General features: G+C 62.9%; 18 protein-coding genes and 6 tRNA genes. All 24 read left to right on the forward strand.

The annotated features are described in order from the left end of the window. On the forward strand, positions 1–1209 hold a 1209-nt coding region (gene leuC, locus HY836_RS17170; protein WP_290678610.1), incomplete at its 5' end, for a 3-isopropylmalate dehydratase large subunit. 33 nt (positions 1210–1242) lie between these two features. Next, positions 1243–1374 (forward strand): entericidin A/B family lipoprotein, encoded by a 132-nt coding sequence (locus HY836_RS17175; RefSeq protein WP_290678613.1) that lies wholly within the window; start codon positions 1243–1245, stop codon positions 1372–1374. Between the two features lie 5 nt (positions 1375–1379). Further along, positions 1380–2027, forward strand: a complete 648-nt coding sequence (leuD, locus tag HY836_RS17180; RefSeq protein WP_290678615.1) for a 3-isopropylmalate dehydratase small subunit — start codon at positions 1380–1382, stop codon at positions 2025–2027. A 35-nt stretch (positions 2028–2062) separates the two neighbouring features. After that, positions 2063–3142: a 3-isopropylmalate dehydrogenase gene (gene leuB, locus HY836_RS17185; RefSeq protein ID WP_290678618.1), complete on the forward strand. Its 1080-nt coding sequence runs from the start codon at positions 2063–2065 to the stop codon at positions 3140–3142. Positions 3143–3209: 67 nt separating this feature from the next. Next, a complete protein-coding gene (asd, locus tag HY836_RS17190; RefSeq protein WP_290678621.1) occupies positions 3210–4343 on the forward strand; it encodes an aspartate-semialdehyde dehydrogenase in 1134 nt (377 codons plus the stop codon). 421 nt (positions 4344–4764) lie between these two features. Further along, complete coding sequence (locus HY836_RS17195) at positions 4765–7503, forward strand: FimV/HubP family polar landmark protein (RefSeq protein WP_290678624.1); 2739 nt, start codon at positions 4765–4767, stop codon at positions 7501–7503. Positions 7504–7509: 6 nt separating this feature from the next. Then, the gene (gene truA / locus HY836_RS17200; RefSeq protein ID WP_290678627.1) at positions 7510–8397 is read left to right on the forward strand and encodes a tRNA pseudouridine(38-40) synthase TruA; all 888 of its coding nucleotides are present in this window, start codon (positions 7510–7512) and stop codon (positions 8395–8397) included. A gap of 148 nt (positions 8398–8545) precedes the next feature. Next, complete coding sequence (locus HY836_RS17205; protein WP_290678630.1) at positions 8546–9202, forward strand: phosphoribosylanthranilate isomerase; 657 nt, start codon at positions 8546–8548, stop codon at positions 9200–9202. Positions 9203–9260: 58 nt separating this feature from the next. Continuing rightward, a complete protein-coding gene (trpB, locus tag HY836_RS17210) occupies positions 9261–10508 on the forward strand; it encodes a tryptophan synthase subunit beta (protein WP_290678633.1) in 1248 nt (415 codons plus the stop codon). Positions 10509–10513: 5 nt separating this feature from the next. Continuing rightward, positions 10514–11335, forward strand: a complete 822-nt coding sequence (gene trpA, locus HY836_RS17215) for a tryptophan synthase subunit alpha (RefSeq protein ID WP_290678772.1) — start codon at positions 10514–10516, stop codon at positions 11333–11335. Between the two features lie 2 nt (positions 11336–11337). After that, entirely contained in the window at positions 11338–12213 is an 876-nt protein-coding gene (gene accD, locus HY836_RS17220; RefSeq protein ID WP_290678636.1) for an acetyl-CoA carboxylase, carboxyltransferase subunit beta, read from the forward strand. A 137-nt stretch (positions 12214–12350) separates the two neighbouring features. Further along, positions 12351–13730 (forward strand): bifunctional tetrahydrofolate synthase/dihydrofolate synthase, encoded by a 1380-nt coding sequence (folC, locus tag HY836_RS17225; RefSeq protein WP_290678640.1) that lies wholly within the window; start codon positions 12351–12353, stop codon positions 13728–13730. Positions 13731–13767: 37 nt separating this feature from the next. After that, positions 13768–14676 carry an SPOR domain-containing protein gene (locus HY836_RS17230; protein ID WP_290678644.1) on the forward strand — a complete coding sequence of 303 codons (909 nt, stop codon included), beginning with the start codon at positions 13768–13770 and terminating at the stop codon, positions 14674–14676. A 22-nt stretch (positions 14677–14698) separates the two neighbouring features. Next, positions 14699–15235 carry a CvpA family protein gene (locus HY836_RS17235; protein ID WP_290678647.1) on the forward strand — a complete coding sequence of 179 codons (537 nt, stop codon included), beginning with the start codon at positions 14699–14701 and terminating at the stop codon, positions 15233–15235. Between the two features lie 25 nt (positions 15236–15260). Beyond that, the gene (gene purF / locus HY836_RS17240) at positions 15261–16787 is read left to right on the forward strand and encodes an amidophosphoribosyltransferase (RefSeq protein WP_290678650.1); all 1527 of its coding nucleotides are present in this window, start codon (positions 15261–15263) and stop codon (positions 16785–16787) included. A gap of 60 nt (positions 16788–16847) precedes the next feature. Further along, entirely contained in the window at positions 16848–18104 is a 1257-nt protein-coding gene (locus HY836_RS17245; protein WP_290678653.1) for an O-succinylhomoserine sulfhydrylase, read from the forward strand. After that, positions 18101–19537, forward strand: a complete 1437-nt coding sequence (gene gltX / locus HY836_RS17250) for a glutamate--tRNA ligase (RefSeq protein WP_290678656.1) — start codon at positions 18101–18103, stop codon at positions 19535–19537. The genes HY836_RS17245 and gltX overlap by 4 nt, the downstream gene beginning before the upstream one ends. A gap of 164 nt (positions 19538–19701) precedes the next feature. After that, positions 19702–19777 (forward strand) — tRNA-Ala (locus HY836_RS17255). 78 nt (positions 19778–19855) lie between these two features. After that, a tRNA-Glu gene (locus tag HY836_RS17260) sits at positions 19856–19931 on the forward strand. A 63-nt stretch (positions 19932–19994) separates the two neighbouring features. Next, positions 19995–20071, forward strand: a tRNA-Asp gene (locus HY836_RS17265). 98 nt (positions 20072–20169) lie between these two features. After that, positions 20170–20245, forward strand: a tRNA-Ala gene (locus HY836_RS17270). Between the two features lie 58 nt (positions 20246–20303). Continuing rightward, positions 20304–20379: transfer RNA gene (locus HY836_RS17275), tRNA-Glu, on the forward strand. Positions 20380–20429: 50 nt separating this feature from the next. Further along, positions 20430–20506: transfer RNA gene (locus HY836_RS17280), tRNA-Asp, on the forward strand. Between the two features lie 243 nt (positions 20507–20749). Further along, positions 20750–21241 carry a group II truncated hemoglobin gene (locus HY836_RS17285; RefSeq protein ID WP_329692782.1) on the forward strand — a complete coding sequence of 164 codons (492 nt, stop codon included), beginning with the start codon at positions 20750–20752 and terminating at the stop codon, positions 21239–21241. The last annotated feature ends 9 nt before the right edge of the window (positions 21242–21250 follow it).

Below are 21250 nucleotides of genomic sequence, written 5' to 3' on the forward strand. Positions count from 1 at the left end.
ACCGATCGTTCCGAGGGCATCAAGGATCCGATCTCCAAGCTGCAGGTTGACACGCTGGACCAGAACTGCGACCGCGTCGGCATCACCCAGTTCAAGATGGGTGACAAGCGCCAGGGCATCGTGCACGTGATTGGCCCAGAGCAGGGCGCGACGCTGCCCGGCATGACCGTGGTCTGTGGTGACAGCCATACGTCCACGCATGGTGCATTTGGCGCACTGGCCCACGGCATCGGTACCTCCGAAGTCGAGCACGTGCTGGCCACGCAAACCTTGCTGGCCAAGAAGGCCAAAAACATGCTGGTCAAGGTTGAAGGTGCGGTTGCCAAGGGCGTGGGTGCAAAGGACATCGTGCTGGCCATCATCGGCAAGATCGGTACCGCTGGCGGCACCGGCTACACCATTGAATTCGCCGGTAGTGCCATTCGCGCCTTGAGCATGGAAGGTCGCATGACCGTGTGCAACATGGCCATTGAGGCCGGTGCACGTGCGGGCCTGGTGGCGGTCGATGACACCACCATCAACTACACCAAGGGTCGTCCCTTCTCGCCGGCTGGCGTGGAGTGGGATCAGGCTGTGGCTTACTGGCGCACGCTGCATTCCGATGCGGATGCCCAGTTCGACACCGTGGTCGAGTTGAATGCCGCCGAGATCAAGCCGCAGGTCACCTGGGGCACCTCGCCCGAGATGGTCCTGTCCATTGACGATCGTGTGCCTGACCCCGACAAGATCAAGGACCCCGTCCAGCGTTCGGCCACCGAGCGGGCGCTGCAGTACATGGCGCTGGAGCCTAACAAGGCCATCAACGACATCCTCGTCGACAAGGTCTTCATCGGTTCGTGCACCAACAGCCGCATCGAAGACATGCGCGAAGCCGCTGCCGTGGTCAAAAAGGTCGGTGGTCGTGTCGCGGCCAACATCAAGTTGGCCCTGGTGGTGCCTGGCTCCGGCCTGGTCAAGGAGCAGGCTGAGCGCGAAGGCCTCGATGTGATCTTCAAGGCCGCCGGCTTCGAGTGGCGCGAGCCTGGTTGCTCCATGTGTCTGGCCATGAACGCCGACCGTCTGGAGCCCGGCGAGCGTTGCGCCTCGACCAGCAACCGCAACTTCGAAGGCCGTCAAGGCGCCGGTGGCCGCACTCACCTGGTGAGCCCTGCGATGGCTGCTGCTGCAGCGATGCAGGGGCACTTCGTGGATGTCCGTCGTATCGCCTGAATCTGATCTGTCTTGAAGTTGGAGAAACCTCACATGAAACGTCTGGCTGTATCCCTGATGCTGTTGCTGTCCTTGCTGGGCCTGAGTGCCTGCAACACGCTCCACGGTATGGGGCAGGACATCGAGAAGGCTGGTGAGGCCATCTCCAACGCAGCGAAAAAGTAAACACCATGCAAGCATTCCGCATTCACAAGGGCCTGGTGGCCCCCATGGACCGGGACAACGTCGATACCGACGCCATCATCCCCAAGCAATACCTGAAGTCCATCAAGCGCACGGGCTTCGGCCCCAACCTGTTTGACGAGTGGCGCTACCTGGATGCGGGCGAGCCCGGCCAGGATCCCGCTTCCCGCAAGCCCAACCCGGACTTCGTGCTCAACCAGTCGCGCTACAAGGGCGCTTCCGTGCTGCTGGCGCGCAAGAACTTCGGTTGCGGCTCCAGCCGTGAGCACGCGCCCTGGGCGCTGGATCAATATGGCTTTCGCGCCATCATTGCCCCGAGCTTTGCCGACATCTTCTTCAACAACAGCTTCAAGAACGGCCTGCTGCCTATCGTGCTGAGCGAGTCGCAAGTCGACAAGCTGTTCAACGATGTGCTGGCCTTTCCTGGCTACGAGTTGACCATCGATCTGGCGCGCCAGGTTGTGATCACGGCCGATGGCACCGAGCTGCCTTTCGAGGTGCAAGCCTTCCGCAAGTACTGCCTGCTCAATGGCTTTGACGACATCGGTCTGACATTGCAGCACGCCGACAAGATCAAGGCTTACGAGGCAGAGCGCTTGGCGCAAAAGCCCTGGTTGAACCACCGCATCGTTTAAACAATAACTAGTCTGTCGAGATTCCCATCATGGTCATGAAGATTGCTGTTCTGCCGGGTGACGGCATTGGTCCCGAAATCGTCACGGAAGCCGTCAAGGTACTCAATACCCTTGATCTGGCTTTCGAGATGGAAGAGGCCAAGGTCGGTGGCGCTGCGTTTGACGCCCACGGCCACCCGCTGCCCGAGCACACACTGAAGCTGGCCATGGAATCCGACGCCGTGCTGTTTGGCTCGGTGGGTGACTGGAAGTACGACAAGCTGGACCGCCCCCTGCGTCCCGAGCAGGCCATCCTCGGCCTGCGCAAGAACATGGGCCTGTTCGCCAACTTCCGCCCCGCCATCTGCTATCCCCAACTGACGCACGCATCCAGCCTCAAGCCCGAGCTGGTCGCTGGTCTGGACATCCTCATCATCCGTGAACTGACGGGTGACATCTACTTTGGTCAGCCCCGCGGCCGTCGTCAGTCGCCCGATGGCGAGTTCAAGGGCGCCGACGAGGCCTTCGACACGATGCGCTATTCGCGCCCCGAGATTGAGCGCATCGCCCACGTGGCCTTCCAGGCTGCCCGCAAGCGCAACAAGCGCGTGACCAGCGTCGACAAGGCCAATGTGCTGGAGACCTTCCAGTTCTGGAAGGATGTGGTCACCGAAGTCCACGCCCAGTACCCCGACATCGAGCTGGACCACATGTACGTGGACAATGCCGCGATGCAGCTGGTCAAGGCGCCCAAGAAGTTCGACGTGCTGTTCACCGGCAACATGTTCGGTGACATCCTGTCTGACGCGGCGGCCATGCTGACCGGTTCGATCGGCATGCTGCCTTCTGCCTCGCTGAACGCCAAGGGCCAGGGCCTTTACGAGCCCAGCCATGGCTCGGCCCCCGACATCGCCGGCAAGGGTGTGGCCAATCCGCTGGCCACCATCCTGAGTGCCGCCATGATGTTGCGCTTCAGCCTGAACCAGGAAGAGGCCGCCAGCCGCATCGAGCGCGCCGTGCAGGCAGTGCTGGAGCAAGGCTTGCGCACGCCTGACATCTACAGCGAAGGCACGAAGAAAGTTGGCACCGTCGAGATGGGTGAGGCCGTTGTGGCTGCCATGAAATCACAAGGTTAAGGCGCAGGGCTGAAGCTGATGTGCGCCCCGGTGCGCACGCACAAGATTCATATTGAAGGATAGAAAAATGGCTACGACTCTGGTTGGTTTGGTGGGCTGGCGCGGCATGGTCGGCTCCGTGTTGATGGACCGCATGCAGGCCGAAGGTGACTTCGACCTCATCGAGCCGATGTTCTTCTCGACCTCGAACGCAGGCGGCAAGGCCCCTTCGATGGCCAAGAACGAGACCACCCTCAAGGATGCCTTCAGCATTGACGACCTCAAGCGCTGCGACATCATCCTCACCGCCCAAGGTGGCGACTACACCACCGAGGTCTATCCCAAGCTGCGCGCTGCGGGCTGGAGCGGCCACTGGATCGATGCCGCCTCCACGCTGCGCATGGCCGATGACGCCGTGATCGTGCTGGATCCCGTCAACATGCCTGTGATCAAGAACTCGCTGGCCAATGGCGGCAAGAACTGGATCGGCGGCAACTGCACGGTCAGCTGCATGCTGATTGGCGTGGGTGCGCTGTACAAGGCCGGCCTGGTCGAGTGGATGTCCACCCAGACCTACCAGGCTGCTTCCGGTGGTGGTGCCCAGCACATGCGCGAACTGCTGACCCAGTTCGGCACCCTGAACGCCGAAGTGCGTTCGCTGCTGGACGACCCCAAGAGCGCCATCCTGGAAATCGACCGCAAGATCATCGCCAAGCAACGCGCCCTGACTGCGGCTGAAACCGCCAACTTCGGCGTGCCGCTGGGTGGCTCGCTGATCCCCTGGATCGACAAGGATCTGGGCAATGGCCAGTCCAAGGAGGAGTGGAAGGGTATGGCCGAGACCAACAAGATCCTGGGGCAGGGCGAAGGCTTCGGTTCGCCCGCCGTGCCGGTGGATGGTTTCTGCGTGCGCATTGGTGCCATGCGCTGCCACAGCCAGGCCTTGACCTTCAAGCTCAAGAAGGACGTGTCCGTGCAGGAGATCGAAGCCATGATCGCTGCCGACAATCCTTGGGCCAAGGTTGTGCCCAACACGCGTGAAGCCACCATCCAGGATCTGACGCCTGTGGCGGTGACCGGCACGCTGACCATCCCCGTGGGGCGTGTTCGCAAGCTGGCCATGGGTCCTGAATATGTGGGCGCCTTCACAATTGGCGATCAGTTGCTGTGGGGTGCGGCCGAGCCGCTGCGCCGCATGCTGCGCATTTTGCTTGATGCGTGATTTGAATTAGCCAGCGTTGCAGGTGCATATCTGACAAGCGCCTGCAACGTCTGGTCACAAAATCGGTGTCGCGGCTTGTTGCCCCAGGGCGACAATCTATCCCCCTAGTTTCACGCTGGGAGCTTATTTCCGGCCTGAAACCGACGATAGGGCGCTAGATCAGTAATTGCATGAGCTTGTCACCGTATCTGCTTGATGCTATTGTGTTTTCTGCTGCGTACCGTCTGCAGGTGCTGGCACGTCTATGGGTCGCTTTCCGGTCCGGGCGTGTCATCGGTCGATACACCGACCTCATGACGACTTGGGAGACGCCTTGAAAGATCATTTGTTGTCCGCGGGTCCACAAACCCAAAGTAAATTTGCCTTGAATAAGGTTGCAACCGCTGCAGCCTTTTCTGCTTTGACCGCTGCTGCGTCTTTGATGCCAGTTTCTGCGTGGGCATTGGGCCTGGGCAAGTTGCATGTGCAGTCCGCGCTGGGCGAGTCCCTGCGTGCGGAGATTGACGTCACCAGCCTGACGCCGGAAGAGAGTGGCTCGCTGCAAGTGCGCGTGGCCACGCCGGAAACCTACCGTGCGGCCGGCGTGGATTACAACCAGGTGTTGACGGCCACGAACATCGTGTTGCAGCGTCGCGCTGACGGCCGTCCCTATCTGCGCATCGCCAGCGATCGCGCCGTGCAGGAGCCCTTCGTGGACGTGATCCTGGATCTGTCCTGGTCCTCCGGTCGACTGGTGCGTGAATACACGCTGCTGTTTGATCCGCCTTCGACACGCGCCAGCACCCAGACCACGTCGCCGGTGATCGATGCGCCAGCTCCTGTGGTGGCGCAAGCGCCGGCACCCGTGCCTGCGCCCGCCGTGGCGGCTGAGCCTGCCGTGAAGCCCGCGACGACAAGGCCTGCTGCCTCGACGTCTGGTAGCGCGCCTCTGAAAGTTCGCAAGGGTGCGAAGCCTGCGCCTGCTGCACCTGAGCCAGTTGCCAGTGCGCCTTCCGAAGCTGAAGCCGCGACGCCTGCCAAGGTGGCGCCTGCTGAATCGACCCGATCGCCTTCATCTGTCGCTTCTGCGCCCGACACCATTCGCGTGAAGTCCGGTGACTCGTTGTCGCGCATCGCTGGTCGTACTGCGCAGCAAGGCGTGTCTCTGGATCAGATGCTCGTGGGCTTGTATCGCAACAACCCGCAAGCCTTCTTGGGCAACAACATGAACCGACTGAAGTCGGGCGTGGTGTTGAACGTGCCGACAGCCGAGCAGGCCAAGAGCGTTTCCAACGAAGAGGCGCGCCAATTGATCGTGGCGCAAAGCGCGGACTTTGCCGCCTACCGTCAGCATCTGGCTGGTGCGGTGGTTGCCACAGCGCCTGAGCAGCCTCAGCGTCAAGCCAAGGGCAAGGTTGAAGCCGAAGTTCAAGACAAGAAGCAGTCCGAGGCGCCAGCGCCAGACAAGCTGACCCTGAGCAAGGGCGGCATGTCAAATGCTGCCAAGCCTGCTGCCGAAGACCGCCTGGCCAAGAACCGCGCCAAGCAGGAAGATGCTGCACGTGTGGCCGAGCTGTCCAAGAACCTGGACGACCTGCGCAAGTTGAAGGAAAAGTCGGCTGCTGCTTCGGTTCCAACCAAGGTGGTGCCGCCTCCTGCGCCTGTTGTGCCCAGCAAGCCTGCTGTTGTGACCCCGCCGCCGGCTCCAGTGCCTGCACCAGCACCAGCACCGGTGCCTTCGAAGCCTGCTGTGGTGGAGCCTGCTTCGGTGCCGGCATCTGCCAGCGTGGCTGAGGCTGTGGCCAGCGCCGCATCCGAGGCCGCTTCCAGTGCCGCGACTGCCGCGATGGAGCAGGCTTCTGCAGCCGAGGCTGAGGCCTCGTCGGTTCGCCCGAGCTTGCCTGTTCCTGTTCCGCCTCCTGTCCAGGAGCCCGAAGCGCCAGGTTTCCTGGAAACACTGAACCCCATGCTGTTGCTGGCTGGCGGTGCGGCTGTGGCTCTGCTTGCAGGTGCGGGGCTGTACTTCCGTTCGCGTCGCCGCGGCGACACGGGCGAGACTTCCTTCCTGGAAAGCCGCCTGCAGCCTGACTCCTTCTTTGGTGCATCTGGCGGTCAACGCGTGGACACACGCGATGCCACCGGCGGCCCATCCTCGATGAGCTACTCGCTCAGCCAGTTGGATGCCATCGGTGACGTGGATCCTGTGGCGGAAGCCGATGTGTACCTGGCCTATGGCCGTGACCTGCAGGCCGAGGAGATCCTCAAGGAAGCGCTGCGCAGCACGCCTGATCGCCTGGCCGTGCGTACCAAGCTGCTGGAGGTCTATGCCAAGCGCCGCGACACCAAGGGCTACGAGCAACTGGCTGCCCAACTGTACAACCTGACCGGTGGCCAGGGCGAAGACTGGGCCAAGGCTCAGGAAATGGGCCTGGGCATCGATCCGGAAAATCCGCTGTATCAGCCTGGTGGTCAGCCTTCCGCTGCGCCGCTGAGCATAGAGACGCCGAATGACATGCTGGGTGCCAGCACCATTCCGCACTCCGTGATGCCTGCGCCGAGCATGCTGGAGCCTGCCCCCTCGCCCATGGCGCCTGTGGAGCCCGAACCTGCGGTAGAAGTGCCAGCCGATCTGGTTGATCTGGATCTGGACATCTCCGCACCAGCCCCGCTGGACGAGGTGAACGATTCGGTGTCGCCGCCCACCACGGAAGCCGGTGATCTGCCTCCTCTGGAGTTGCCTGAAGTCGAAACCACGGTGATCGAGCCCAAGACAGCTGCCGCAGACACGGGCCCGATGGATCTGCCCATGATCGACACGGGTGCGCCTGCCGCACCGGCTGCCGACGCAGGTCTGGATTTCGATCTGGATGACGTGCCAACTGAAGCACCAGCTCCAGCGCCTGCCTCGTTCGACCTGAGCAGCATCAGCCTGGATCTGGATGCACCTGCACCGGCTCCTGCGCCCGAAGCGGCCCCTGAAGACGACTGGCTGACGGCCACCGCTTCTTCGCCTTCTTCGCTGTCGTCGGATCCGATGAACCGCAAGTTCGAGCTGGCTGAAGAGTTCCGTCAGATCGGTGACGTGGACGGTGCCCGCGAACTCCTGCAGGAAGTGCTGGAGAACTCGCAGGACGAAGGTCTGAAGGCCCGTGCACAAGGCATGCTCGACAGCCTGGGCTGATGATCCATGCAAGATGACACTCCGGGGTTGGAGGCGCCCAGTGCCTTCGCCCCGGCAGACCAGAACAGCTCCGAGCTGACAGGGGCGACCCGCCGGGTCGCCCTTGGCGTTTCTTACCTTGGGTGCACCTACAAGGGTTGGCAAAGCCAGCCTGGTGGCGGCACCGTGCAGGACGCCCTGGAGGCTGCCCTCAGCGAATTTGCCACCAAGCGCATCAAGGTCATGTGTGCGGGGCGTACAGACGCGGGCGTACATGGCATCAACCAGGTGGTGCACCTCGATACCGATATCGACCGTGCGCCGTTTTCCTGGGTGCGCGGCACCAACACCTATCTGCCCAAGGACATTGCGGTGCAGTGGGCGGCCGAGGTGCCGGCGCATTTCCATGCCCGCAACAGCGCGCTGGGGCGTCGCTACACCTATGTGCTGCTGGAAGCGGCCGTGCGCCCTGCGCTGGAAACAGGCCGGGCAGGGTGGGTGTTTCGCCCTCTGGATCTGGATGCCATGCAGGCGGCCGCGCAACACCTGATTGGCGAGCACGATTTCAGCTCTTTCAGATCGTCCATGTGCCAGTCGCCCACGCCGGTCAAGGAACTGCGCGAGATCCGCATTCGCCGCTGTGGGCCGCCCCATGCACCCTCGGCCTATTGGCGCTTCGACTTCGAAGGCAAGGCCTTTTTGCATCACATGATCCGCAACATCATGGGCTGCCTCATCATGGTCGGCACAGGTGTGCAGCCGGCATCCTGGGTGCTGGAGGTGCTGCATGCGCGCGACCGCAAGGTGGCGGCGCCGACCTTTTCGCCAGATGGACTTTATTTTTTCGGGCCACGCTACGACGCGGCCTTCGGCCTGCCCGAGCAGATTCCTGGTCAGGACTGGCTGCCTTCCTGAGCGCATCCTGCCAGATCAGTTCAGCGTCAAATCCGCGCCAGTGGCACGGAGGGGCAGGGCGCCTGAACAGGTGGCTGGGCGTTTCCCGTATTTTTGAGACAATCCCGGCATTGACACCGACGGGCTGCCTGCCAGCCTTCCAGCCTGGATGTCCCTGTCCCCTGAACACCGAACCCGCATCAAGATTTGCGGACTGACCCGCGAAGCCGATGTGGACGCCGCCGTCGAGGCGGGTGCCGATGCGATCGGTTTTGTGGTTTACGACAAAAGCCCACGTTATGTGACGGCCGCACGGGCCGGTGAGCTGGCGCGTCGTTTGCCCCCTTATGTGACGCCGGTCGTGCTGTTGGTCAACGCCTCTGATGAGTTGCGTCAACACGCCCTGCAAGCCGTGCCCAACGCCTTGCTCCAGTTCCATGGCGACGAGACGCCCGCCCAGTGCGAGGCGGCTGCGCGCCCCTATGTCCGGGCTGCCCGGATGGCCCCCGGTTTCGATTTGTTAGACTTCGCTCTGTCTTACCCGTCGGCTCAAGCGATGTTAGTGGATGCTCACGTCGAGGGCTACGGTGGGGGAGGCAAGGTATTTGACTGGTCCCTGTTGCCAAAACAGCTGTCCAGACCCATGATCCTCTCGGGTGGTTTGCACCTGGGCAATGTGAAGGATGGGGTCATCAGCTTGCGGCCATGGGCCGTGGATGTGAGTTCTGGTGTGGAAGCAGCCAAGGGCATCAAGGATGCCGCGCTGATGCGCCAGTTCTGTCAGGCCGTGCGGGCGGCCGATCGGCAATGTGCCGAAGCCGCATGAGGGCGGAGCCTTCACCTGAAATGGTGTCGCCCCGCGTGGTGAGTTCAATGAGAGTGACATGCTGAAATACGACCAGCCCGATGCCAAGGGCCACTTTGGGCCTTACGGCGGCACCTTTGTCTCCGAGACCCTGATCTTTGCCCTGGATGAACTGAAGAACGTCTACGAGCACTATCGCCACGATGCCGACTTCCAGGCCGAGTTCCGCCGCGAGTTGAAGCACTTCGTGGGCCGCCCCAGCCCGATTTATCACGCTGACCGACTCAGCCGTGACATGGGTGGTGCGCAGATCTACTTCAAGCGCGAAGACCTCAACCACACCGGCGCGCACAAGATCAACAACGTGATTGGTCAGGCCCTGTTGGCCAAGCGCATGGGCAAGCCCCGCGTGATCGCCGAGACCGGCGCAGGCCAGCACGGCGTGGCCACGGCCACCATCTGTGCCCGCTACGGTCTGGAGTGCGTGGTCTACATGGGTGCCGAAGACGTGAAGCGCCAGTCGCCCAACGTCTACCGCATGCACCTGCTGGGCGCCAAGGTCATCCCGGTCGAATCCGGCAGCAAGACCCTGAAAGACGCACTCAACGAAGCCATGCGCGACTGGGTCACCAACGTCGAGAACACCTTCTACATCATCGGCACGGTGGCGGGCCCCAGCCCTTATCCGGCCATGGTGCGTGATTTCCAGAGCGTCATCGGCGAGGAGTGCCTGCAGCAGATGCCCGAGATGATCGGTCGTCAGCCCGATGCCGTGATCGCCTGTGTGGGTGGCGGCAGCAATGCCATGGGTATCTTCTATCCCTACATTCCGCATGAAGGCGTGCGCCTGATCGGCGTGGAAGCCGCTGGCGAAGGCTATGACAGCGGCAAGCATTCCATGTCGCTGCAAAAGGGTGTGCCAGGCGTGCTGCATGGCAACCGTACCTACCTGCTGCAGGATGAAAACGGCCAGATCACTGAGACGCACTCGATCTCGGCGGGCTTGGACTACCCCGGCGTGGGCCCCGAGCATGCTTATCTGAAGGACATCGGCCGCGCGGAATACGTGGGCATCACCGACAAGGAAGCGCTGGAAGCCTTCCACCGCATGTGCCGCACCGAGGGCATCATCCCCGCGCTGGAATCCAGCCATGCCGTGGCTTATGGCATGAAGCTGGCGGCCACCATGCGCCCTGATCAACATGTGCTGGTCAACCTGTCTGGCCGTGGTGACAAGGACATCGGCACCGTGGCCGATCTGAGCGGTGCGGAGTTCTACTGCCGCCCCTCCTGCCGTGGTCAATCCGTGAAGGGCGGTGCAGCATGAGTACCGTGACCCGTTTGGACAAGACCTTCGCCACGCTGAAGGACCAGGGCCGCAAGGCGTTGATCCCCTACATCACCTGCGGCGACCCCTTCCCCGAGAAGACGGTCGAGCTGATGCTGGCCATGGCCGAGGCCGGTGCCGACGTGATCGAACTGGGCGTGCCTTTCTCCGATCCGATGGCCGACGGCCCCGTGATCCAGAAGGCGGCCGAGCGCGCCCTGCTCAAGGGCATCTCGCTGACCCATGTGCTGGCCGATGTGAAGGCCTTCCGCGCGAAGAACGCGGACACGCCCGTCGTGCTGATGGGCTACGCCAACCCGATCGAATGTTATGACCTGCACCACGGCGCAGGTAGCTTTGTGCGTGATGCCAAGGCTGCTGGCGTCGATGGCGTGCTGGTGGTGGACTACCCGCCTGAAGAGTGTCAGGAGTTCGCTGCGCGCTTGAAGGCCGCCGATCTGGCGCCCATCTTCTTGCTGGCGCCAACGTCTTCCGAGCAGCGCATGGCCGATGTGGGCCGTGTGGCGGCTGGTTATGTGTATTACGTGTCGCTCAAGGGCGTGACGGGTGCTGGTCACCTGGATACCGCTGCCGTGGCTGACATGGTGCCCCGCATTCGCAAGCATGTGAGCGTGCCGGTGGGCGTGGGTTTTGGTATCCGTGATGCAGAGACTGCCAAGGCGGTGGCTGCTGTGTCGGACGCCGTCGTGATCGGTTCGCGCATCGTCCAGTTGCTGGAAGCGCAGACCCCGGACACGGTGGTGGCCGCCGGGCGTGATTTCATCGCTGAAATCCGTGCGGCGCTTGATTCCTTGAAAGGAAACTGAACATGAGTTGGCTCGAAAAGCTGCTGCCCCCGAAGATTCAACCGACCGACCCCTCCGAGCGTCGTTCGGTGCCGGAAGGGCTGTGGGTCAAGTGCCCGTCTTGTGAAACGGTGCTCTACAAGAACGACCTGGAAGCCAATGTGAACGTGTGCCCCAAGTGTGGCCACCATCACCGCATTGGCGCCCGTGCTCGTCTGGATGCCTTCCTCGATGCCGAAGGCCGCTATGAACTGGGCCAGGAAGTGCTGCCGGTTGACGCGCTGAAGTTCCGCGACAACAAGAAGTACCCCGATCGCCTCAAGCAAGGCATGGAAGCGACCGGCGAGACCGATGCGCTGATCGTGATGGGCGGCTCGGTCCACAGCATTCCCGTGGTCGCGGCCTGCTTCGAATTCGACTTCATGGGCGGCTCCATGGGCTCCGTGGTGGGCGAGCGCTTCGTGCGCGGCGTCGAGGCTGCGGTGGACCAGAAGACCCCGTTCATCTCGTTCACCGCGACGGGCGGCGCCCGCATGCAGGAAGGCCTGCTGAGCCTGATGCAGATGGCCAAGACCAATGCGGCCTTGACGCGCCTGGCCAAAGCCAGGCTGCCCTACATCAGCGTGCTGACCGACCCGACCATGGGTGGTGTGTCGGCTTCGTTCGCCTTCATGGGCGATGTGGTGATCGCCGAACCCAAGGCGCTGATCGGTTTTGCCGGCCCTCGCGTGATCGAGAACACCGTGCGTGAAGTGCTGCCGGAAGGCTTCCAGCGCGCCGAGTTCCTGATGCAAAAGGGTGGTCTGGACATGATCATCGACCGCCGCGAACTGCGCATGGCGATTGCGCGCCAGTTGGCGATCCTGACGCGCCAACCTGCCGATGCGGTGGCCGCCTGATGGTCTGATGCTTCCTTGAGCCAGTTGTCGGTTGGCCCCTGGATTGACCTCGGGCGAGCAAACTGATCCATCTGGTTTCAACATGCGGGCTGCGCTTGGATGCAGCCCGTTTTGTTTTTTGTTTGGTCGATATCCCCATGAGCCAGTCTTCTGACACCGCCGCCAACTCCCCTCGCACTCTGGATGCCTGGTTGTCGCACTGCGAGCGCCTGCATCCCGTCACCATCGACATGGGCCTGGAGCGGGTAGGGCAGGTCTGGCAGCGCACCGGCATCACGCTGGGCACGCCGCTGGGGCGCGAGGAAGAGGGCCTGGAGGGGCCTGTGGTGTTCACGGTGGCCGGCACCAATGGCAAGGGCTCGACCTGCGCCATGCTGGAAGGCATCTTGCTGAATGCGGGTTTCAAGACGGGCGTGTACGGCTCGCCGCATCTGGTGCACTTTGAAGAGCGCTGTCGCATCATGGGCGAGCCGGTCAAGGCCGCCGATCTGGTGCCTCATTTCGAGGCCATCGAAGCCGCCCGGGGCGACACCGCGCTGACGTATTTCGAGTTCACGACCCTGGCCATCCTGCGCCTGCTGGCCACCTCCGGCCTGGATGCGGTCATCCTGGAAGTGGGCCTGGGCGGCCGCCTGGATGCCGTCAACGTCATCGACACCGATTGCGCCGTCATCACCAGCATCGATCTGGATCACATGGACTACCTCGGGCCCGATCGCGAAGCCATTGGCCGCGAGAAGGCCGGCATCATGCGGGCGGGTCGCCCGGCGGTGGTGTCGGATCCGCAGCCACCACAGAGTGTGGTGGACCACGCCACGCAACTCGGTGCTGATCTGTGGCTGTTCGGGCGCGATCACAACTACGCGGGTGACCGCCAGCAATGGTCATGGGGTGGGCGCAACAAGCGTTTCAATGGCATGGCCTACCCGGCCTTGCGCGGCGCCAATCAATTGCTTAACGCCTCGGGCGTGCTGTCCGCCCTGGAAGCCATGCGCAACCGCCTGCCGGTATCGGCACAGGCCGTGCGCACCGGCCTGGCCACGGTCGAACTGCCGGGGCGCTTCCAGATCATCCCGGGCCAGCCTACGCTGATTCTGGACGTGGCCCACAACCCGCATGCGGCTGCCACCCTGGCGGTGAACCTGGACCAAATGGGGTTTTTCCCGCGCACGCATGTGGTCTGGGGGGCCATGGCCGACAAGGATGCCGCCGGCATGATCAGCAAGCTGCGCCCGCTGGTTGACGCCTGGTACTGCTGTGATCTGCCCACGGCGCGCGCCGCCACGGCCGAGCAGTTGAAACAGGCGATCGAGGCTGAAATGTCTGCAAAACCCATGGCGACGGCGCCCAAGGCGACCGTGTCGACCCATTCCGACCCCATGGCCGCACTCAAGGCTGCGCTGGCGGCAGCGGACCCCACGGATAGAATCGTGGTCTTTGGCTCTTTCTATACCGTAGGTGGTGTCTTGCACGACGGCTTGCCCAAGCTGAACGCACCTCACATGCCTGGGGCCTGATCGAGTCACCGCCCTTCATTTCAGCCCACCACCGAGCATGCCGCTGCCTTCGTTTCTCCAGCGCTTTCGCCGAAAGCCCTCGTCGGGCCAGGGTGCGTCCGATGCCGTGCCCTTGACGCCGTCTGACGTGGAGGCCACTCGGGCCCGCGCGCGCCGCCGTCTGGTGGGTATGGTGGTGCTGGTGGGCGCGGGCGTGATCGGCTTTCCCTGGTTGTTCGAGACCCAGCCTCGCTCCATGTCGCCGGACGTGCAGATCGTGCAGGGTGCCAACGCGGCTGGCGGCGACGTGCAGATCAGCGGTGTGGCCGCGCCTCGTTCGCCGCGCAGTGTGGCGGGCAGGGTGGCCGTGTCCAATATCGTCGAGCCTCAGGCCCCGGCCTCCTCGCAGGAAGACACTGCACCGGCTGCAGGTCAGCGTCGGTCCGAGCCGGTCGAACAGGTGGTGGATGAAGCCGCCGCACCGCGTGTTGCCGCGTCTCGCTCGGAGCCAGCCAAGGTGGCCGCCAAGCAAGCCAGCAAACCAGCGGAGAAGCCTGTCGCCAAGGTGGCTGACAAGCCTGCGGCCAAGGACAGTACGAAGGACAAGGCGAAAGAGCCACCCAAGGTGGCGGTCAAAGACAAGGACACGGCCAAGCCCACCGCTGCCAAGGATGCAGCAAAGGCACCCGCCAAGTCCGACAAGCCGGCTGACAAGCCTGCCGACAAAGACAAGACCCCGAGCCGCTACGTCGTGCAGTTCGGCGCCTTTGCTGACGTGAACACCGCGCACCAGGCCCGCATGAAGGTTGAACGTCTGGGCCTCAAGACTTACACGCAGCAGGTGGACACGCCTGCCGGCAAACGCATCCGTGTCCGCATGGGCCCTTACGCAGACAAGACCGAGGCAGACAAGGCCATGGCGACGCTGCGCAAGGCTGGCTTGAGTGGCGCCGTGCTGACCTTGTGATCGTGCGAAAGGTGCGTGCAAGGTGGACGGTGTGACCGAGACGGGGGCTTATGCCTGGACTCTGCCTGACCTGATCCTGTTGGTCGGCTTGGGCTTGTCCCTGGTCGTAGGTGCCTGGCGCGGTCTGGTGAAGGAAATGTTGTCCCTGGCTGGCTGGGGTGTGTCGTATTTCTCGGCGCAGTGGTTCGGGGCCGAGATGGGCGAGATGCTGCCGATTGGTCAGCCCGGGCAGCGCCTGAACGTGCTGGCCGGGATGATTGTGGTTTTTGTCCTCGCCTGGCTGGGGTGGGCGCTGATATCGTGGGCCATCACGCAGGTGGTGAGGGCTTCGCCATTGAGTGCGCCTGACCGTGTGCTGGGGGCGGGATTTGGTTTGATGCGCGGCGTGGTCGTGGCGCTGGTGGTCGTGACCCTGGTGGGCATGACACCGGTGGCCAAGTGGCCAAGCTGGCAGGCATCGCGCGGTGTCGCGTGGATGCAGGTGATTTTGAAGGGGCTTCGCCCCGTGTTGCCCGAGCAGGTGATCAAGTTCCTGCCCGAGCAGCAGTCCGATTTTTGAGTTTGATTTTGCAAGAGGTGAACCCATGTGCGGCATCGTTGGTGTGATTTCCAAGACGCCCGTCAATCAACTGATCTATGACGCGCTGTTGCTGTTGCAGCACCGTGGTCAGGACGCAGCCGGCATCGTGACGGCAGGCCCTGATGCACACGGTCGCAAGTTCTTCATGCACAAGGCGCGCGGGATGGTGAAGGACGTTTTCCGTACCCGTGACATGCGTGCCCTGCCGGGTACCGCCGGTCTGGGCCAGGTGCGTTACCCGACCGCCGGCAATGCCTTCAACGAAGAAGAGGCCCAGCCTTTCTACGTGAACGCACCTTTCGGTCTGGTGCTGGTGCACAACGGCAACCTGACGAACGCTCATGCCCTGCGCAAGGAGCTGTTCGACATCGACCGCCGCCACCTGAACACCGACAGCGACACCGAAGTGCTGCTCAATGTGTTCGCCCACGAACTGGAACTGGCTGGCCGTGAACTGCCACTGACGCCTGCCGCCGTGTTCACCGCCGTGCGCGCCGTGCACAAGCGCATCAAGGGCTCCTACGCCGTGATCTGCTTGATCGCCGGCTACGGCCTGGTGGCCTTCCGCGATCCGTTTGGCATCCGCCCCATGTGTTACGGCGAGGCCGATTTGCCCGAGGGCCGCGAGGTCATGGTGGCGAGCGAGTCGGTGGCCTTGGAAGGCACCGGCCATCGCGTGGTGCGCGACGTGGCACCGGGCGAAGCCCTGTTCATCGATCTGGATGGCGTCGTGCACGCCGAGCAGTGCGCCGAGAACCCCGTGCTGAACCCCTGCATGTTCGAGTTCGTGTACCTGGCCCGTCCTGACTCAGTCATGGATGGCGTGTCGGTCTACCAGGCTCGTCTGGAAATGGGTGAGACCCTGGCGCAGCGCGTGATCTCGACCATGCCCCCGTCTGAAATCGACGTGGTCATTCCCATCCCCGAATCCAGCCGTCCTTCGGCGATGCAACTGGCGCAGAAGCTGGGCAAGCCTTATCGCGAAGGCTTCGTGAAGAACCGCTACGTGGGCCGCACCTTCATCATGCCCGGCCAAGGCGTGCGCAAGAAATCCGTGCGCCAGAAGCTCAATGCCATCGGCATGGAGTTCAAGGGCCGCAACGTGCTGCTGGTCGATGACTCCATCGTGCGTGGCACCACCTCCAAGGAAATCGTGCAGATGGCCCGTGAAGCCGGCGCCAACAAGGTGTACCTGGCTTCGGCTGCGCCGCCTGTGCGCTTCCCCAATGTGTACGGCATCGACATGCCGACCAAAGCCGAACTGGTGGCCCATGGCCGCACGCTGGAGGACATCCGCCAGATCATCGGCGCCGATGCCCTGATCTATCAGGACGTGGACGCGATGAAGAAGGTCGTGGGCAAGCTCAATCCGGCCATCAAGGGCTTCGAGGCTTCGTGCTTCGATGGCGTCTACATCACCGGTGACGTGAGTGCCGCTGACTTTGCCGCCATCGAATCGCAACGCCTGACGCAAAAGGGTGAGGACGAGGCGTCCAACTCGCGCCTGGCTCTGCAGAACCGTCCAGACTGATCCTCGTTGATTGACAGAGAAGGCCCAGCCGCTTTGGCGGCCAGGCCGATAGGAGGCCGCATGGCCCAATCTGAATCCAAGAAAAAAACACTGCCTCGCAAGGCACTGCCAGCCGATGCCCGCATCGAGACGCTGGCCGTGCGCGAAGGCTTGCCCGCATCGCAATGGGGTGAGAACTCCGAAGCACTGTTCCTGACCAGCAGCTTCACACACCCTGATGCGGCCACGGCGGCGGCGCGCTTTGCCAACGAAGAAGAAGCCTTCGTCTACAGCCGCTTCACCAACCCGACCACGATGATGTTCGAGCGCCGCCTGGCTGCACTCGAAGGCACCGAGGCGGCCATTGGTACCGCCAGCGGCATGAGCGCCATCCTGCTGATGATCATGGGCCTGCTCAAGGCGGGTGACCACGTGATCTGCTCGCGCAGCGTGTTTGGCGCCACCATCGTGTTGCTGGAGCGCGAGTTCGGCAAGTTCGGTGTCGAAACCACCTTCGTGTCGCAGACCGACCTGGGCGAGTGGCGCGCCGCCATCAAGCCCAACACCAAACTGCTGTTTGCCGAGACCCCCAGCAACCCGCTCACCGAGGTGTGCGACATCCAGGCCCTGGCCGATATCGCGCATGCCAACGGGGCCTTGCTGGCGGTGGACAACTGCTTCTGCACGCCCGCCATTCAGCAACCTGTGAAGATGGGGGCCGATCTCATCATCCACTCCGGCACCAAGTACCTCGACGGGCAAGGCCGTGTGCTGGCGGGCGCTATCTGCGGCAGCGACAAACTCATCAACGGCACCTTCATGCCGGTGATGCGTGGTGCGGGCATGAGCCTGTCACCGTTCAACGCCTGGATCGTGCTCAAGGGCCTGGAGACGCTGGCCATCCGCATGGCGGCGCAAAGCGCCAATGCCATGAAGTTCGCGCAATGGCTGGAGAAGCAGCCTGCCGTGGACAAGGTCTATTACCCAGGCCTGCCCAGCCATCCCCAGCACGAGCTGGCGATGAAGCAGCAAAACGGTTGCGGTGGCGCGGTGGTGTCCTTCACGGTCAAGGCCGGGCAGGGCGCCGATGCAGCCGCCTTGCGCAAGGCCGCCTTCCATGTGATCGATCACACGCAGTTGTGCTCCATCACGGCCAACCTGGGCGACACCAAGACCCTCATCACCCATCCGGCCAGCACCTCGCATGGTCGACTCGCCGAAGAACAGCGCCTGGCTGCCGGCATCACCCAGGGCATGATCCGCATCTCGGTCGGCCTGGAACACATTGACGACCTCACGGCCGACCTGGCCCGTGGTCTTGACAGCTTGCACGTATGACACAAGTTCGCACACCCGTCCGCACACGTTTCGCCCCGTCGCCTACCGGCTTCATTCACCTGGGCAACATCCGCTCGGCCCTGTATCCATGGGCTTTTGCGCGCGCCAACCAGGGCGTGTTCATCCTGCGCATTGAGGACACGGATGAAGAGCGCTCCTCGCAAGCTGCCGTGGACGTGATCCTCGAAGGCATGCAGTGGCTGGGCCTGAACCACGACGAAGGTCCCCTCTATCAGATGCAGCGCATGGACCGCTACAAGCAGGTCGTGCAGGAGATGCTGGACAAGGGCCTGATCTATCCATGCTACATGTCTTCTGCCGAGCTGGATGCCTTGCGTGAGCGCCAGATGGCGAACAAGGAAAAGCCCCGCTACGACGGCACCTGGCGCCCCGAGCCCGGCAAGACCCTGCCACCCGTGCCCGCTGGCGTGAAGCCCGTGCTGCGTTTCAAGAACCCACAAGGCGGTTCGGTGGTGTGGGAAGACAAGGTCAAGGGCCGCATCGAGATCAGCAACGATGAACTCGATGACCTGGTGATTGCGCGCCCGGCAGCTGAAGGCGCCGATTCCATCGTGGGCACGCCCACCTACACCTTCTGCGTCGTCGTCGATGACATGGACATGGGCATCACGCACGTGATCCGTGGCGACGACCACGTCAACAACACGCCGCGCCAGATCAACATCCTGCGCGCCCTCGGCCAGGAGCCGCCTGTGTACGCCCACTTGCCCACCGTGCTCAACGAGCAGGGCGAGAAGATGAGCAAGCGCCATGGCGCCAAGGCTGTCACGCAGTACCGTGACGAGGGCTATCTGGCCGATGCCATCGTGAACTACCTGGCGCGCCTGGGCTGGAGCCACGGTGACGACGAGATCTTCTCGCGTGCGCAGCTGATCGAGTGGTTCAACCTGGATCACCTGGGCAAGAGCGCGGGCCAGTTCGACGAGGCCAAGCTGCGCTGGGTGGCCCAGCAGCACATGAAGACCGCCGATGACGCCTTGCTGGCCACGCTGGTGCGCGAGCAGTGGGCCAGGCGCGGCACGGCGGTGCCGGCCGAGTTGCAGTCCGGCGACAAGCTGGCAGCCATGTGCGCGCTGTTCAAGGACCGCTGCGCCACCACGGTGGAGCTGGCCGACTGGCTGGGCATGTACGTCGCGCCGGTAGCCGCTCCGGCTGAGGAACTCGCCGCGCAAGTGACCGATGCCGTCAAGCCCGCCATCGCCGCCCTGGCCACTCGCCTGGAAACGGCAGCCTGGGACAAGGCCGCGATCAACCAGGCCATCAAGGACACCATTGGCGAGTTCGGCATCAAGATGCCGCAACTGGCCATTCCCGTGCGCCTGCTGGTTTGTGGCCGCGCCCAGACGCCATCTGTGGATGCCGTGCTGGCCTTGTTCGAGCGTGAAACCGTGATCCATCGCCTGCGGGCCTGAACCGTTCAGCCGGGCCGCGCGCAATCGATGTTAAAAAAAAGCGTCAACTTGCGTAAAACGTAGAAATCGGTATATACTCTCAGTCTCGCTTGAACGACGCTTTGTTCGAAACGACAAAGCAGCCGGGCAACCCGAAGATGCAGATCGCAAGGTCGAATTCACAAGGGGGTATAGCTCAGCTGGGAGAGCGCTTGCATGGCATGCAAGAGGTCAGCGGTTCGATCCCGCTTACCTCCACCAAGCAACCACAAGTTGCAGCGGTGGTCTGGTTGCAGTGTTGCCGAGTCGAGCGTCGATCAGGTTGTATGAAGGAATTCAGTCCCCTTCGTCTAGAGGCCTAGGACACCACCCTTTCACGGTGACTACAGGGGTTCGAATCCCCTAGGGGACGCCAAGTTTTGACAGCACTTGGCTGGTCGCAAGATCAGCGCAGTTGTCAGGTTAGTTAAACCACTGCGGAGTGGTAGTTCAGTTGGTTAGAATACCGGCCTGTCACGCCGGGGGTCGCGGGTTCGAGTCCCGTCCACTCCGCCAAGCTCTTTGAATGGGCCTTGCTGGTGGCACAGCAAAGTTCAGAAAACGAAACAGTCTCGGTGCCGGTTTGGCGCCCTGCCGTGGTCGAAAGACGCGATGGGGGTATAGCTCAGCTGGGAGAGCGCTTGCATGGCATGCAAGAGGTCAGCGGTTCGATCCCGCTTACCTCCACCATCACAAGGTGGCGCCAGGTTGGCACGGAGTCGGTTTCAGGTTTGATGTTGTAGTTTCAGTCCCCTTCGTCTAGAGGCCTAGGACACCACCCTTTCACGGTGACTACAGGGGTTCGAATCCCCTAGGGGACGCCAAGTTTGACGGCGCTTGGGTTGCATGTGCAATCGAAGTCGTCTGCCACTGCGGAGTGGTAGTTCAGTTGGTTAGAATACCGGCCTGTCACGCCGGGGGTCGCGGGTTCGAGTCCCGTCCACTCCGCCAAAAATGCAAAGCCCTGATGCGAAAGCGTCAGGGCTTTTTGCATGGTGAACGCTTTTGCGCTTGAGCTTGCGCTTCACCTTGCGTGGGCTTTGTGGGAAAGCCGACAAAACTGCTGGGTGCTCGTGCATGCCCGACAAGGGCCATCAAACAGGCATCAGCCCGTCGCCCCAGGGGAAATGCCCCATATCGCCCGATTCGGCGGCATGCAAACCGACTTGGTACAACAGTTGCGATGCATCGGGTATGACTGCCCCCACCATCGCCCCGTCGCAGCCCAATCCGCATTTCGCCCGCATCGGCGGACACGAGCAGATCGTGCGCCTGGTTGACGCGTTCTACCGCGCGATGGACACCTTGCCCGAGGCCGCCACCATCCGGGCCATGCATGAGCCGGATCTGCGCGCCACGAAAGCCGTGCTGGTCAAGTACCTCAGCGAGTGGATGGGCGGCCCCAAGCTTTACACGCCAGACCGCGGTGCCCCCATGCTGCGGCGGCGCCATCAGCCTTTTGCGCTGGACTCGGCGGCACGTGATGCCTGGATGGCGTGCATGCGCCAGGCGCTGGACGAAGTCTGCCCGGATCAGGGCTTGCGCGAGGAGTTGCTGGCGGCCTTCTACAAGGTGGCCGACTTCATCCGCAATACCGAAGATGGCGGCGAGACGCGCGCCCACCCCGGGCGGCCTCGCGAGGTCCAGCCGGGTGTGGTGGCTGCACCGCACAGCTCCCGCAGTTGATCCCAGCCT

The sequence above is a fragment of the Aquabacterium sp. genome (assembly GCF_016234775.1).
GTDB lineage: Bacteria > Pseudomonadota > Gammaproteobacteria > Burkholderiales > Burkholderiaceae_C > Aquabacterium.